The following is a 14,646-nucleotide window of genomic DNA, read 5'->3' on the forward strand; positions in this document are numbered from 1 at the left end:
GAGGAACAATGCTTCAGGGACTAAGTAATGCTGACCGCGCCACTGTGCTCGCGGAGGCCTTGCCATGGCTGCAGCACTACCGCGACAAGATTGTGGTCGTAAAATATGGCGGCAATGCGATGGTGGATGATTCCCTTAAGGCCGCCTTCGCTGCCGATATGGTTTTTCTGCGCACCGTGGGCGCCAAGCCCGTGGTGGTCCATGGCGGTGGGCCGCAGATCAACGACATGCTGGGCAAGCTGGGAATTGAAGGCGAATTCAAGGGCGGTTTCCGTGTGACCACTCCGGAGATCATGGACGTGGTTCGCATGGTCCTCTTTGGTCAGGTGGGGCGTGGCTTGGTCAACCTCATTAATTCACATGGCCCGTATGCCGTGGGTACCTCGGGTGAGGACGCTGGGTTGTTTAAGGCGCGCAAGCGGCTCGTCCAGGTCGATGGTGAGCCGACTGATATCGGCATGGTGGGAGAGATCGTCAGCGTCGATCCCACCGCCGTCATGGACATTATTGAGGCCGGGCGTATCCCGGTTGTGTCTACTATCGCGCCCGGTGATGAAGGCGAGGTGTACAACATCAACGCAGATATCGCGGCCGGGGCCTTGGCGCGAGCGTTGGGCGCCGAGCGCTTGGTGATTCTCACAAATGTGGAGGGCCTGTACACCGATTGGCCGAACCGCGACTCCTTGGTGTCGAAGATCGAGATTGACAAGCTCAGCGCGCTCCTCCCAGGCCTGGATTCCGGAATGATCCCGAAGATGGAGTCCTGCCTCATGGCCGTGGAAGGCGGAGTCAGTGCCGCGCACGTCATCGACGGGCGCATCGCCCACGCCGTGCTGCTGGAGCTGTTGACTATGGGAGGAATCGGCACGATGGTGCTGCCCAATGACTATAACCGCGAGGACTACCCGGAGGGAACGGTCTTCAGGAAGGACGATAACAAGTGACCGCGCAGACCAAGTTGACAGAGCGTTGGGGTCAGGTGCTCAGCAACACCTATGGAACCCCACCCGTTGCCATCGTGTCCGGTAAGGGGGCCACGGTGACCGATGAAGACGGTAAAGACTACATCGACATGCTCGCCGGTATCGCGGTGAACTCGCTGGGCTACGCCCACCCGGCGATCGTCGAAGCGGTGAGCGCCCAGGTGGCCGCCGTAGGCCACGTGTCCAATCTTTTTGCCAGCGAGCCCGTGGTTGAAGCCGCCGGGAAACTCCTGGACAAGGTGGGAGATAGCGAGGCACGCGTCTTCTTCTCCAACTCTGGCGCGGAAGCGAATGAGGCGGCCTTTAAACTGGCTCGTCTGACCGGCCGCCGCCGCATCCTTGCGGCGCACCATGGTTTCCATGGCCGGACAATGGGTTCTTTGGCCATGACTGGGCAGCCCAGCAAACGCAAAGCCTTTGAACCTTTCCCGGGCGGAGTGGAGTTTTATACCTATGGCGACATCGACTACCTGACCGCTTTGGTGGAGCAAGATCCGGAGGACACCGCCGCCATTATCTTGGAGCCCATCCAGGGGGAGACGGGTGTCATCCCGGCACCTGAAGGTTTCCTGACGGCGGTGCGTGAGCTCTGCACCAAGCACGGCATCCTCATGGTCGTGGATGAGGTGCAAACGGGTGTGGGGCGTACCGGTGACTTCTTCGCCTTCCAGCATGAAGGCATCCTCCCGGATGTCATCACCATGGCGAAGGGGCTGGGTGCTGGCATGCCTATCGGTGCCACCATTGCGCGTGGTCAGGCCGCAGACCTTTTCACTCCGGGCTCCCACGGCACGACGTTTGGCGGCAATCCTGTCTCGTGTGCGGCGGCGTCAACGGTGCTGGAGCTTGTCGACGTCCCCTTCCTCGCCGAAGTCACCCGCAAGGGCGAGTGGTTGCGGCAGGAGATTGGTAAATCCCCTGCGGTGCAGTCGGTGAGGGGACGAGGGCTTATGCTAGGTGTTGTATTAAATAAGTCGGTGGCCAAGGACGTCGTGGCTGCAGGTTTGCAGCATGGACTAATCCTCAACGCCCCAAGTAGCGAGGTCGTACGCTTGACCCCGCCGCTGGTGATCACCGATGAAGAACTCACCCAGGCGGTGGAACGCCTGCATAAGGTACTGGAGGAAGTTGCATGAGTGTGCGCCATTTCTTGGCCGATGATGACCTCACGCCGCAGGAGCAAGCCGAGGTGCTCGACCTGGCTCTAAGGCTCAAGAAGGATCCCTTCTCCGAGCGCCCGTTAGAGGGGCCGAAGTCGGTGGCGGTGCTTTTTGACAAGACGTCGACGCGCACGCGTTTCTCCTTTGAGGCGGGAATTGCTCACCTGGGCGGCCACGCCATCGTGACGGAAACTAAGTCGACGCAGATGGGCAAAGGGGAGACCTACCAGGACACCGCAGCGGTGCTCTCCCGTTTCGTTGAGGCGATCGTGTGGCGCACATATGCGCATCAAAACCTTCTGGACATGGTGGAGACTGCGACGGTACCGATTGTCAACGCCTTGTCCGATGATCTCCATCCCTGCCAGATCTTGGCGGACTTGGTGACCTGCCGTGAGAACTTCGGGGACCTTACTGGACTGAAGGCCGTCTACCTAGGGGATGGCAACAACAACATGGCAAATTCCTACATGCTGGGGTTTGCTACTGCCGGCATGGAGATGACCATTGTTGCCCCAGAGGGTTTCCAGCCGCAGGCGGAGTTTGTTGAGCGTGCCCGAAAGCGCGGTACGGTGACGGTGACCGATTCCCTTGACGGCGTGGACGGCGCTGATGTTGTCATTACAGACACGTGGGTGTCCATGGGCCAGGAGGATGACGGCAAGGACCGCCGCACACCGTTCTTGCCCTATCAGGTGACCGCGGATGTGATGTCCCGCGCTAAGGACGAGGCAATCTTCCTGCACTGTTTGCCGGCCTACCGCGGCAACGAAGTAACTGCTGAGGTAATTGATGGGCCCCAGTCGCGCGTTTTCGACGAGGCAGAAAACCGCCTCCATGCGCAGAAGGCGCTGCTGGTCTGGCTCCTTGCGGCTCAAAAGGAGAACTAAACGAATGACTACGACCCCAACTACACGCAACGCCCGCCAAGCCAAGATCTTGGAGATCTTGGATCGCACCCGGGTCACCAGCCAAGTTCAGCTCTCAGAGCTCCTGCTCGATGAGGGGATTGATATCACGCAGGCTACGTTGTCGCGTGATCTCGATGAGCTGGGAGCCAAGAAGGTCAAGCGCGATGGCGGGCGGTCCTTCTACGTGGTGGGCGGTGAGTTGGAGCAATTCGAAGATCAGCTCAACGGCCCGCGAGAGAAGCTCCGGCGCATGCTTGATGAACTGGTGGTGTCCCATGACTTCTCTGGCAACATCGCCATGCTGCGCACCCCGGCGGGCGCTGCGCAGTACTTGGCCTCCTTCATCGACCGCGTGGGACTTCCAGACGTGGTCGGCTGCATCGCGGGCGATGACACGATCTTCGTCCTCGCGCGCGAAGGGTTGACCGGCCGCGAGCTTGGTGAGAAACTCACCAACCGCAGCATTTAACATTTATACGTAAGTCTGTATAATATAAATAAGTTCGATTTTTTAGCACCTGTTTGTCTTAAAGGAGCAAATTACTATGACTGCACGCGTTGTGCTTGCCTACTCTGGCGGTCTCGATACCTCTGTCGCCATTCCTTACCTGGCCAAGATGACCGGCGGCGAAGTCATCGCCGTCTCTCTTGACCTCGGCCAGGGTGGCGAGGACATGGAGTCCGTGCGCCAGCGCGCCCTCGACTGCGGTGCGGTCGAGTCCATCGTCGTTGATGCCAAGGATGAGTTCGCAGAGGAGTACTGTCTGCCCACCATCAAGGCAAACGGCATGTACATGAAGCAGTACCCGCTGGTATCGGCCATCTCCCGCCCGCTCATTGTCAAGCACCTCGTTGAGGCTGCTCAGACTCACGGCGGCACCCACGTCTCCCACGGTTGCACCGGCAAGGGTAACGATCAGGTGCGCTTTGAGGTCTCTTTCCGCGCGTTGGATCCGGCTCTGGAGATCATCGCCCCGGCGCGTGACTACGCCTGGACCCGCGATAAGGCTATCGCCTTCGCCGAGGAAATTAACCTGCCGATTGAGCAGTCCGCAGCATCCCCGTTCTCCATTGACCAGAACGTCTGGGGCCGCGCGGTAGAGACCGGCTTCCTAGAGGACCTGTGGAACCCGCCGACGAAGGACCTGTACGCCTACACCGAGCAGCCGGACCTGGGCAATGCCCCGGACGAGGTGACCATCACTTTTGACAAGGGTGTTCCCACTGCTATTGACGGCAAGCCGGTGACCGTCCTCCAGGCTATCGAGGAGCTTAACCGCCGCGCTGGTGCCCAGGGCATTGGCCGCCTCGACATGGTGGAGGACCGCTTGGTAGGCATCAAGTCTCGCGAGGTCTACGAGGCCCCTGGTGCCATGGTGCTCATCAAGGCTCACGAGGCGCTGGAAGACGTCACCGTGGAACGCGAGCTGGCCCGTTACAAGCGCCTCACGGACGCTCGCTGGTCCGAGGAGGTCTACGATGGCCTCTGGTTCTCGCCGCTGAAGCGCTCCCTGGATGCTTTCACCGAGTCCACCCAGGAGAACGTCACCGGCGATATCCGCATGGTTCTGCATGCTGGCACCGCCACCGTCAATGGCCGTCGCTCTGGCCAGTCGCTGTACTCCTTCGACCTGGCTACCTACGACACCGGCGATACCTTCGATCAAACCGCGGCCAAGGGCTTTGTCCAGCTGCACGGTCTGTCGACGCAGATCTCGAACCAGCGTGACCGCGACGGCGGTTTCCCCACCGGTAAGTAAACCAGCACAGCCAAGGTCAAGGTAAGGAATCGATGCATAAGACTAACGAGGGTGCGCTGTGGGGTGGCCGCTTTTCGGGCGGCCCCTCCGAGGCGATGTTTGCCCTGTCCGTATCCACCCACTTCGACTGGGTCCTCGCCCCCTATGACGTGCTGGCCTCCAAGGCTCACGCCAAGGTCCTGCACAAGGCCGGATTGCTATCCGACGCCGACTTGGACACCATGCTTAACGGCCTGAGTGAACTAGGGGAGAAGGTCGCTTCTGGTGAATTCACCCCGCTGCCGACGGATGAAGACGTCCACGGTGCGATGGAGCGCGGTCTCATCGACATCGTAGGACCTGAGGTCGGCGGCCGCCTGCGCGCTGGGCGCTCCCGCAATGACCAGGTGGCAACGCTGTTCCGGATGTGGATTCGCGATGCCATTCGCGATATCGCACTTCAGGTCACGGATTTGGTGGAGGCTCTGGCTAGCCAGGCCGAGGCCCACCCGGATGCCATTATGCCGGGCAAGACCCACTCCCAGGCGGCGCAGCCGGTGCTGCTGGCACACGAGCTGCTCGCTCATGCCCAGCCGCTGCTGCGCGATATCGAGCGCCTGCAAGATCTGGATAAGCGCTTGGCGGTGTCCCCTTATGGTTCTGGTGCGCTCGCGGGCTCCTCGCTGCACCTGGATCCGGAGGCGATTGCCGAGGAGCTGGGCTTCGATTCTTCCGCGGAGAACTCGCTAGACGGTACGGCAGCGCGTGACTTCGCCTCCGAGACGGCCTTCGTGCTCACCCAGATCGCGGTGGACATGTCCCGACTGTCGGAAGAGATCATCTACTGGTGCACCCCGGAGTACGGCTACGTCACCCTGGATGATGCCTGGTCGACTGGTTCCTCGATCATGCCGCAGAAGAAGAACCCGGACGTTCCGGAGCTGACCCGCGGTAAGACCGGCCGACTCATCGGTAACCTCACCGGCCTGTTGGCAACGCTCAAGGCGCAGCCTTTGGCCTATAACCGAGACCTGCAGGAGGATAAGGAGCCCATCGTGGACTCGGTGGCGCAGCTGAACCTCTTGCTGCCTGCCATGACTGGGCTGGTGGAAACCCTGACCTTCCATGAAGACCGCATGCGTGAGCTGGCCCCGCGTGGCTTTACTTTGGCCACCGACCTGGCCGAATGGATGGTGCGCCAGGGTGTGCCATTCCGTGAGGCGCATGAAGCTTCCGGTGCCTGCGTGCAGATCGCGGAGTCTCGCGGTGTGGATCTGGTGGATCTTACGGATGAGGAACTGGCGGGCGTCGACAAGCGCCTGCTTCCGGAAGTTCGTGAGGTGCTGACCATCGATGGGGCAGTGGCATCCCGCTCCACCAAGGGCGGCACCGCTGGCGTTCGCGTGGTGGAGCAGCGTGACAAGGTTCGCGAGCGCGCTGGCGCCGCGCGGGAGTGGGCGAAAACTGCCCTGCGCTAGTCCGCACAGAGAATGAGTAACCGCATGGTCTTTTCAGGCCATGCGGTTCTTTTGTGTGTGGGGGTAGAAAACGAACCTATTACTACTGGGCAGCGATGTGCTGGGTTGCACTGTGGGGGTATTGAAGTGACGGAAGTCTCATTAGGTTGTTATAACGTTTTCTTAGGGAATGTGAAGAAAGGCACGTTCGCAACTTTGAAAGGACTACCTTCCTAATGGCTGATACACTTCGCCCGCCCAACACGGAGTCTCACGAGAAGGAGAAAGCGGTCTATGCTTCGGAAGACCACGGACTTCAGAAGGGGATGGGCAATCGCCAGCTCCAGATGATTGCCATCGGCTCTGCGATCGGTACCGGTTTGTTGCTCGGTACCGGCAGCCGTTTGCAAACCGCTGGACCATTTCTCGCAGTTTTGTATTTGGTCTGCGGTTTCTTCGGTTACATTATCTTGCGCTCGCTCGGAGAGCTCATTGTCTACCGCCCAAGTTCGGGTTCTTTCGTGTCCTATGCGCGTGAGTTTTACGGCGAGAAGACTGCCTTCGTTACCGGATGGCTCTACTGGGGCAACTGGGCTGCGACCTTGGTGGCCGACGGCACAGCCGTGGCCATCTACATCAAGTGGTTTGGCCAGTACACTTCCTGGCTCGACGCTGTCCCGCAGTGGTTGCTCGCTCTCGGCGTGGTGTGCAGCATCCTGTTGTTCAACATGTTGTCGGTGAAGATCTTCGGTGAACTGGAGTATTGGTTCTCCATGATCAAGATCATCGCGCTGTTGATTTTCATGGTCGTGGCTATCGGCGTGGTGATTATGGGTCACCCGAATGGTGACCCGACGGGCTTTAGCCTGATATCCGATGCCGGTGGCTGGCTGCCCAATGGCCTGCTTCCCGCAGTCATCGTCATCCAGGGTGTGGTCTTCGCTTACGCCGGTATCGAGCTGGTGGGCACCACCTCCGGTGAGACCAAGGACGTGGAGAAGCACATCCCACGCGCGGTCAACAGCGTCCTGTTCCGCATCGTGGTCTTCTACTTCGGTAGTGTGCTGCTGCTGACCCTGGTGCTGCCGTACACCAGCTACGTTGCGGAAGTATCGCCGTTCGTGACCTTCTTCGAATCCCTCGGCGTTGGTTATGCCGCACCGATCTTCCAGCTGGTTGTCATCACCGCGGCAATTTCCTCGCTGAACGCTGGACTGTATTCGACGGGCCGCATCATGTACAACATGTCTACTGCCGGCTCCGGGCCGAAGTTCGGCGCGCGTATGTCCAAGTCCGGTGTGCCCTATGGTGGCATCGTGATGGCCGCCTTCGTCGGCCTTGCCGGTGTGTTCCTCAACTATGTTGTGCCTGAAATGGCCTTCGAAATCGTGCTGAACTTGGCGGCGCTGGGCACACTGGCGTCGTGGGCTGCAGTGGCCTTGTCACACATCAAGTTCGTGCAGCTGGCCAAGAAGGGGCGCTATACCCGCCCGAACTACCGCTCGCCATTCGGCCAAGCTGGTGACTGGTCCGTTCTCGCTTTCATCGGCGTGGTCATCATCCTCATGGCTTTCGATTACCCCATCGGAACCTTCGCTTTGGCCTCAACGCTACTTCTCATCCCAGTGTTTGCGGCAATGTGGTTTGCCTGGCGTGAGCGGATCTACGCGATTGCGGCGGAGAGGAAGGCCAAGCACCTGCCGACCTCGCGCTTCCCGGCCGCACCGCAAACGGACCTTCACCCCAGGAACCGAAACGCACAGAACAGCAAGAACCAAGACAAGAACTAAGAATGGAGACTTTGATGAAGCCTGTAGTTAAGTTTGTTGATGTAGAGAATATGGCGCGCTGGATTCAGCGCGAAGGCGTCGAGAACATCATCACCGGGATGGTGGACTACCTTGAAGTCGACTACCGCGAATGGGAGCGCTTCGACAAGGTTGCGCGCGTTGCCTCCCACACCCCCTTTGGTGTTATCGAGCTCATGCCGACCTCCAATGGCAAGGAGTACTCCTTCAAATACGTTAACGGTCACCCGTCCAACCCCGCCCGCGGCTTTCAAACGGTTACTGCCTTCGGCGTGTTGGCAGACGTCGACAATGGATACCCCACCTTCGAAGCTGAAATGACGCTTCTTACTGCACTACGCACGGCCGCGACCTCCGCCATGGTGGCCAAGTACCTAGCCCGCAAGGATTCTAAGCGCATGGCCATGGTGGGTGCCGGCTCCCAGTCCGAGTTCCAGGCCCTTGCCTTCCGCGGAGTGATGGGAATCGATGACATTGCCATCTACGATATTGACCCTGAGGCCGTAGAGAAATTCCGACGCAATCTGGAACCGCTGGGCTTCAACATTACGGCCGTTTCGAGCGTTGACGAGGTCGTTGTGGGCGCGGATATCATTACCACCTGCACTGCGGACAAGGCTCAAAACCAGATTCTGGCCGAGCGCCACGTTGCACCGGGCGTGCACCTCAATGCCGTCGGTGGTGATTGCCCGGGCAAGACCGAGCTCGAAAGCTCCATCCTGGATAAATCCAAGGTCTTTGTTGAATTCCCAGAGCAGACACGCATCGAAGGAGAGATTCAGCAGAAGCCGGAGGACTTCCCCGTGGTCGAGTTCTATCAGGTACTCACCGGCCAGGCCACCGGGCGCGATAATGACGAGCAGATCACGCTCTTCGATGATGTCGGATTCGCTATCAATGATTTTTCGGCTCTCCGCTACCTGCGCGATTCTGTCAAGGGCACAGATTTGGAATCCGAAATCGACATCATCGCGAACCCCGACGACCCCAAGGATCTTTTCTCCTTGGTCGCGAACGTACCTTCCCTTCTTTAGCCAGAGCGCAAGGCAAGGGGGTGCCTGTTTCGCCCCTTGCCCCGCCGTGAATCCAGCGGTGGGAAGAAAATCACTTTATGATTTAGGTCATGAGCAGCTCATCGTCGAAGAAGCGCACCAAGTCCTTCGTGATCGCCGCGGTTTTCCTCGTGATTGCTGTGGCATCCATCGTGGTGGGGCGCGGAGGTAGCTCCCTTCCGAGCTTTGGCTTTTCCACAGGCACGCATCACGTTAAGGGCGCCATTAGCCCGGAGCTGGAGGCTGTTTTTAAGGACCCAGCCACAACGAAGGCGATGGAAAAGCACGATATCGAGCTCGAGCTCGATATCCTGCCGGCACGGGACTTCGTTGAGGGAAGCAGTAGCTTGGACAAAGATTATGACTTTGTGCTCGCGGATCCTAACGGCGCTACATGGACCTCCGATGTGCGCGATGCCCATCCGGATTTAGCCGGAAGGGATGACCTATCCCCGATGTTTTTTGGTAAGCCGCTGTTGGTGCTGGTACATAGCGAGCTTGTCGAGGACATGAGGGACCACGGTTTGGTTGCGGGATACGACAACCAGGCGGCTTTGGACATGGAGACGCTGGTGGAGATGTCCCAGAAAGACACTCGCTGGCGGGACATCAGTCCGTCCTTCGGCTCGCCGCGCGTGGTGGATGTGGCCGTGCCACAGGTGGACCAGTCCTTTGCCGCACTGCGCTATGCCCGGGTCGTACACACCGCGGCCGCGAACTATGCGGAAAAGGACCTGGGCAGCGATAACAAGGAGAAGATCAACGCGCAGGCGGATGACATCATGCGCCGCCTCGTTGCTGATCAGGGGTATGGCGAAACCACTGATCAGGGCATCCTCGATGCTTTCCTCCGTGTGGATAAGGGCGAAATGCCTATGGTATTGACCACCGCGGAGCAGTACGTGTACCTAGAACGTGCGGGCAAGGACCTATCCGGCTATACGCTGTTGGCGTTGAAACCGGCGACGAAACTAAGCAGCATCGTTCTTCCACTCACTGAGGAGGGCGCATTGTTCGTCACAGCAATGAATGACGCAATCCCAGCAGTCGCGGAGAACCTTGGCTTGGGCTCGCAGAATTCGGACTTCATTGCCGATATTGAGCCTTCAGATAACTACCAGATCCCGGTGGATGGTGGCGATACCACCCCACTGCGGTGGGCGGATTATGAAGAGATTTTGCGAGTGGTTGGCTAAGGCCCCGCAAGGAAAGCATCAGGAAGGTACAAGGGAATGTTTCGGTCTTTAAAAGTCCTGCTCGTCATGCTGAGCGCCATGGCGCTGACGGCTTGTTCGGCAGGTGACTTGTTCGATGATGTGGATATGCCGGGTTCCGGCTCGTCCTTCAGCGGTGGCCTCAACATTGTGGCGGCCACGGAGCTTAAGCCTCTGGAGCCGGTGCTTGACGACGCCTCCCAGGACCTCGGCTTCGATATCACCATGACCACCGAGGATGGGACGCTGGCGAATTCCCGCAGCCTGAAACAAGGCGGTTTCGACGGATCCTATGATGCCACGTGGTTTGCCACCAATCGTTATGCGCGCATCATTGGTGCCGATGAGAAGCTGCGCAAAGAACACAGTGTGGCGCGATCCCCCGTGGTACTCGGTGTGCAGCCTTCCGTGGCTAAGGAAAAGGGCTGGACCACGAAGCAACCAACGTGGCAGGAGATTGCTGACTCGGGGATTACCTTCGGTATGACCGATCCTTCGACCTCAAACTCGGGCTTCTCCGCGCTATCGGCTGCGACCACTGCTTTCGCGGACACCGGGCGCGCGCTTACGGAGAAGGATATCCGCCAGGCCACGGGCAAGGTCCAGAAACTCTTCAGTAACCAGACTTTAACGTCGGGATCGTCGGGTTGGCTGGCTGATAGGTTCCGCGAGCATCCGGAGCAGGCCGACGCCATCCTTAACTATGAATCAGTGCTGTACCAGCTCAAGGATGAGGGCGTCGATCTTGAGGTGGTCATCCCCTCCGACGGCGTGATTTCGGCGGACTACCCTTTGTCGGCTCTCGCCAGCTCCCCGGACGAGGAGGCTGAAGGTAAGGTGCAGGCACTTGCCGAATGGTTTGCTGAACACCCAGAGAAGCTGAGGAGCTACCACCTGCGTGTGGACGATTCTGACATGCCCGGGACCATCTTCGAGCTGCCGTACCCGGCCAATGAACAAACCGTAAGCGCACTGGAGGATGCCTTTGCTCACGAGCTGCGTAACCCTGGCAACACGGCGCTGGTCTTGGATACCTCGGGCTCCATGGAGGGCGAGCGCATTGATTTGCTCAAGAATAGTCTGCGCCCGCTGATCGACGGCTCAGCTGACGGCTCTCCAGACGGCGAAGGCCAGGTAGCCTTCCGTAACCGTGAGCAGATCAAGCTCATCCCATATTCTTCTGAGCCGCAGCAGCCGACTCGCGCGCGAGTCGATTTGCAGAACCCGGCAACCACAAAAGAGCTTGCTGATCGCGTAGATCGACTCGTGGCGGATGGCGATACGGCGACGTTCGAGGCTGTGCTCAATGCCTTCAACGAGGTAGACACCAGCAGCGGCGAGATTGGGACCGTGGTGCTCATGACTGATGGCGAAGTGACGCGTGGGCGTACTTTTGCACAATTTAAGGAGGCCTATGAGCAGCTTCCCCCAGAGAAAAAGGAGATCCCGGTCTTTGTCATCTTGTATGGTGAAGCCAACATTCAAGAGATGGAGGAGCTTGCTCAGCTCACGGGCGGCAAGACATTCGATGCGCTCAACGGTGACCTCGCCGCGGCCTTCGAGGAAATCCGCGCTTACCAGTAAAAATCTCCACCTATCCCCAGGAGGACCTACACCTTATGAACACACTGAACTCGCGGAAGATCGTCGTCGGCGTTGCGGTAACGGCGCTCGTTATCGTCCTTCACGTGTTGACTGGTGGCGGTTTAGGTTTCTTGTGGCCACTGGTCGCGGTCTGCACAGGTGCGGCTGCGGGATTCGTGACGCCGCCAAAGCAGGAGAAAGCTATTGAGGCCCCCACCTCGGGTGCAGGTCAACTGATTAGCTCATTGGAGGGCGTCCGATACAACCTGAAGCAGTCCCAAGTGCCCGGACCTGTTAAGAAAGCGTGGGACTCGTTCGATGACTCGGCCGTGTGGGTCCTAGACAATTGGCACCGCCTCGACGATGCCCCACACCAGCAAGCCCTCGTGCGGGACATGATTGAAGAACACTCTAAGGAGCTGGTGAATTCTTACCTCGACGTCACGGACTTGAAGAATCCAGTGGCTGTCGAGGAAATGAGCGAATCGCTGGGGATCCTAGGCCGAGAGATGGGTGAGATTCGAGACGCCATTGCCCAAAACTCGGTACGCAACCTGCGCAACCATTCCATGGCTCTCAAACTCGAATACGGCGGGACCCTTCCATCCATCGAATCCAAGGAGGTGTAGGGTTAGCGGTTATGAGTCTCGATTCGAAGCTGCTCGACATCTTGGTATGTCCGCAGGATAAAGGTCCGCTGAACTATCTGGCCGAAGAACAGGTTTTGGTCAACGAACGCCTCGGCGTGGCCTATCCCATTGAGAACGACATTCCCGTCATGCTGGTAGACCACGCAGTACCGTGGCCACCCCAGAACTAATTCTCACAGCACCGAATCGACTTTCCAAGGAGCATTCATGAACATCATCGATGAGCTGCAGTGGCGCGGCCTCATTAACCAGTCCACCGACCTTGACGCACTGCGCGAGGCTTGCGAAGAGCCCATTACCTTGTACTGCGGTTTTGATCCAACCGGTGACTCCCTCCATGCTGGTCACCTCGTTCCGATGATTATGCTGCGCCGCTTCCAAAAAGCTGGCCACCACCCGATTGCTTTGGCCGGTGGCGCAACGGGCCAAATCGGTGACCCACGCGACGTAGGGGAGCGCACCATGCTGTCGCAGGAGACCATCAACGAGAACATGGTGGCTATCAAGAAACAGCTACGTCAGTTTATTGACTTTGAGGGCGAGAACGCAGCCACCATGGTCAACAATGCTGACTGGACCTCGCAGATGACCGTCATCGATTTCCTGCGTGATGTCGGCAAGAACTTCTCGCTGAATACCATGTTGGACCGTGATACCGTCAAGCGCCGCTTGGAGTCCGACGGTATTTCCTACACCGAGTTCTCCTACATGCTCCTCCAGTCCAATGACTACGTTCACCTCCACGAGGAGTACGGCTGCGTCCTGCAGATTGGCGGTGGCGATCAGTGGGGCAACATCGTGTCTGGCGTCGACCTCAATCGCCGCGTCAAGGGCGTCAAGGTTCACGGACTCACCGTCCCGTTGGTGACGGATGCCCAGGGGCAAAAGTTTGGCAAGTCTACCGGCGGCGGAAAGCTCTGGCTCGATCCGGAAAAGACGTCGCCTTACTCGTGGTACCAGTACTTCCTCAATGCCGGTGACTCCGTGGTTATTGACTACCTCCGGTGGTTTACCTTCCTGTCGAAGGAAGAGATCGCTGAATACGAGGAGAAGGTTGCTAATGAACCTTTCCGTCGCGAGGCACAACGCCGTCTCGCCCAGGAGATGACCACACTGGTCCACGGCGCGGAAGCCACCAAGGCTGTCGAGCTTGCTGCTCAAGCGCTGTTCGGTAAAGCAGAGCTTGCTGACCTTGATGAGCAGACGCTGGCGGGTGCGCTTTCTGAAACCACCGTGGCCGAGGGAGCTGCCGGTGAACCGCGCTCCATCGTTGATCTGTTGGTTGCTTCTGGTCTGGCAGATTCCAAGGGCGCGGCTCGACGCACCATCAAGGAAGGTGGCGCCTACGTCAATAACCAGCGTATTGAAGCCGATGACTGGGAGCCGGCGGACGAAGACTTGCTTCACGGTAAGTGGCTGGTGCTTCGTCGCGGTAAGAAGAACTTTGCCGGTGCCAAGCTGAACTAATTAGAGCTCTCGACTTCGCTAGATGACTGCATGCGAATCCCGTCGCCTTGTGCGGCGGGATTCGTCGTTTCTGGGACAGAGTATCTGCACCGGCCGCCGAAGGTTAAGGAAAGTGCTGTTAACCAGGCGATTTGTTGAAGCTTGGGGCTGTGCGTATATTTATCGAAGTCGCCGCGAGACGCTGGTGACACGGAGATTAACTCCTAGTTGACAAGGGATAAACTTGTTAGCTAGAGTATGAACTCCAGCCGCTCAGAGCAGAGAGTAGATGAATTCGATGTGACGGGTGTGCGGATGATGTTTGAGAACTCAATAGTGTGCCAATGTACTTTTTTGTTGGCTGATTTTTATCATTTTGGCTGCGATACGCCGTATGCGTATCGCGGTTGGTGTATGCCGGATGGCGCTTTTCCTTTAAGCGGCGTCATTGTAAATAATATTAAGTTGTTTGGGCATATGGTTGAAATCTTCTGACTAGGCCAGCTCCCTTTTTGCCCCGTCGGGTTGGGGGTTGGTTGGATTTTTTTTCTTTATGTAATTTTTGGATAGCCAGTCCGTGTGGTGTGTGCGTGATGTGTTCGCATCATGCGGTGTGGTTTGTCTGTTTGTTAGGTTTGGGCT

14 protein-coding genes are annotated in these 14,646 nt (G+C 58.3%); all 14 read left to right on the forward strand.

Annotation, left to right across the window (positions count from 1 at the left end; genetic code table 11):
• Positions 1-8 precede the first annotated feature (8 nt).
• The 14 genes from argB to HMPREF3009_RS13390 all read left to right on the forward strand — a co-directional run bounded on the left by argB (position 9) and on the right by HMPREF3009_RS13390 (position 14,499).
• Positions 9-944, forward strand: coding sequence for an acetylglutamate kinase (argB, locus tag HMPREF3009_RS02585; RefSeq protein ID WP_070679811.1), 936 nt, complete (start codon positions 9-11; stop codon positions 942-944).
• Positions 941-2,119, forward strand: a complete 1,179-nt coding sequence (locus tag HMPREF3009_RS02590) for an acetylornithine transaminase (RefSeq protein WP_049154609.1) — start codon at positions 941-943, stop codon at positions 2,117-2,119. Before argB ends, HMPREF3009_RS02590 begins: the two co-directional genes overlap by 4 nt.
• Positions 2,116-3,033 (forward strand): ornithine carbamoyltransferase, encoded by a 918-nt coding sequence (gene argF / locus HMPREF3009_RS02595; protein ID WP_049154610.1) that lies wholly within the window; start codon positions 2,116-2,118, stop codon positions 3,031-3,033. The genes HMPREF3009_RS02590 and argF overlap by 4 nt, the downstream gene beginning before the upstream one ends.
• A gap of 4 nt (positions 3,034-3,037) precedes the next feature.
• A complete protein-coding gene (locus HMPREF3009_RS02600) occupies positions 3,038-3,523 on the forward strand; it encodes an arginine repressor (RefSeq protein ID WP_046648521.1) in 486 nt (161 codons plus the stop codon).
• A 76-nt stretch (positions 3,524-3,599) separates the two neighbouring features.
• Positions 3,600-4,814, forward strand: coding sequence for an argininosuccinate synthase (locus HMPREF3009_RS02605; protein WP_046648520.1), 1,215 nt, complete (start codon positions 3,600-3,602; stop codon positions 4,812-4,814).
• Between the two features lie 32 nt (positions 4,815-4,846).
• The gene (argH, locus tag HMPREF3009_RS02610; RefSeq protein WP_070679814.1) at positions 4,847-6,271 is read left to right on the forward strand and encodes an argininosuccinate lyase; all 1,425 of its coding nucleotides are present in this window, start codon (positions 4,847-4,849) and stop codon (positions 6,269-6,271) included.
• Between the two features lie 215 nt (positions 6,272-6,486).
• Positions 6,487-8,040 (forward strand): amino acid permease, encoded by a 1,554-nt coding sequence (locus tag HMPREF3009_RS02615; RefSeq protein WP_070679817.1) that lies wholly within the window; start codon positions 6,487-6,489, stop codon positions 8,038-8,040.
• A 14-nt stretch (positions 8,041-8,054) separates the two neighbouring features.
• Positions 8,055-9,092: an ornithine cyclodeaminase gene (locus HMPREF3009_RS02620; RefSeq protein ID WP_070679844.1), complete on the forward strand. Its 1,038-nt coding sequence runs from the start codon at positions 8,055-8,057 to the stop codon at positions 9,090-9,092.
• A gap of 89 nt (positions 9,093-9,181) precedes the next feature.
• The gene (locus tag HMPREF3009_RS02625) at positions 9,182-10,306 is read left to right on the forward strand and encodes a hypothetical protein (protein WP_070679821.1); all 1,125 of its coding nucleotides are present in this window, start codon (positions 9,182-9,184) and stop codon (positions 10,304-10,306) included.
• A 36-nt stretch (positions 10,307-10,342) separates the two neighbouring features.
• The gene (locus tag HMPREF3009_RS02630) at positions 10,343-11,908 is read left to right on the forward strand and encodes a vWA domain-containing protein (RefSeq protein WP_070679824.1); all 1,566 of its coding nucleotides are present in this window, start codon (positions 10,343-10,345) and stop codon (positions 11,906-11,908) included.
• Between the two features lie 35 nt (positions 11,909-11,943).
• On the forward strand, positions 11,944-12,537 hold the full coding sequence (locus HMPREF3009_RS02635) for a hypothetical protein (protein ID WP_070679827.1): 594 nt from the start codon (positions 11,944-11,946) through the stop codon (positions 12,535-12,537).
• Between the two features lie 11 nt (positions 12,538-12,548).
• Positions 12,549-12,728, forward strand: coding sequence for a Trm112 family protein (locus tag HMPREF3009_RS02640; RefSeq protein ID WP_049154615.1), 180 nt, complete (start codon positions 12,549-12,551; stop codon positions 12,726-12,728).
• A 37-nt stretch (positions 12,729-12,765) separates the two neighbouring features.
• Complete coding sequence (tyrS, locus tag HMPREF3009_RS02645) at positions 12,766-14,025, forward strand: tyrosine--tRNA ligase (protein ID WP_070679830.1); 1,260 nt, start codon at positions 12,766-12,768, stop codon at positions 14,023-14,025.
• Between the two features lie 237 nt (positions 14,026-14,262).
• On the forward strand, positions 14,263-14,499 hold the full coding sequence (locus HMPREF3009_RS13390) for a hypothetical protein (protein ID WP_158010557.1): 237 nt from the start codon (positions 14,263-14,265) through the stop codon (positions 14,497-14,499).
• Positions 14,500-14,646: the final 147 nt, after the last annotated feature.

This window comes from Corynebacterium sp. HMSC034H07 (assembly GCF_001815175.1).
GTDB lineage: Bacteria > Actinomycetota > Actinomycetes > Mycobacteriales > Mycobacteriaceae > Corynebacterium > Corynebacterium hiratae.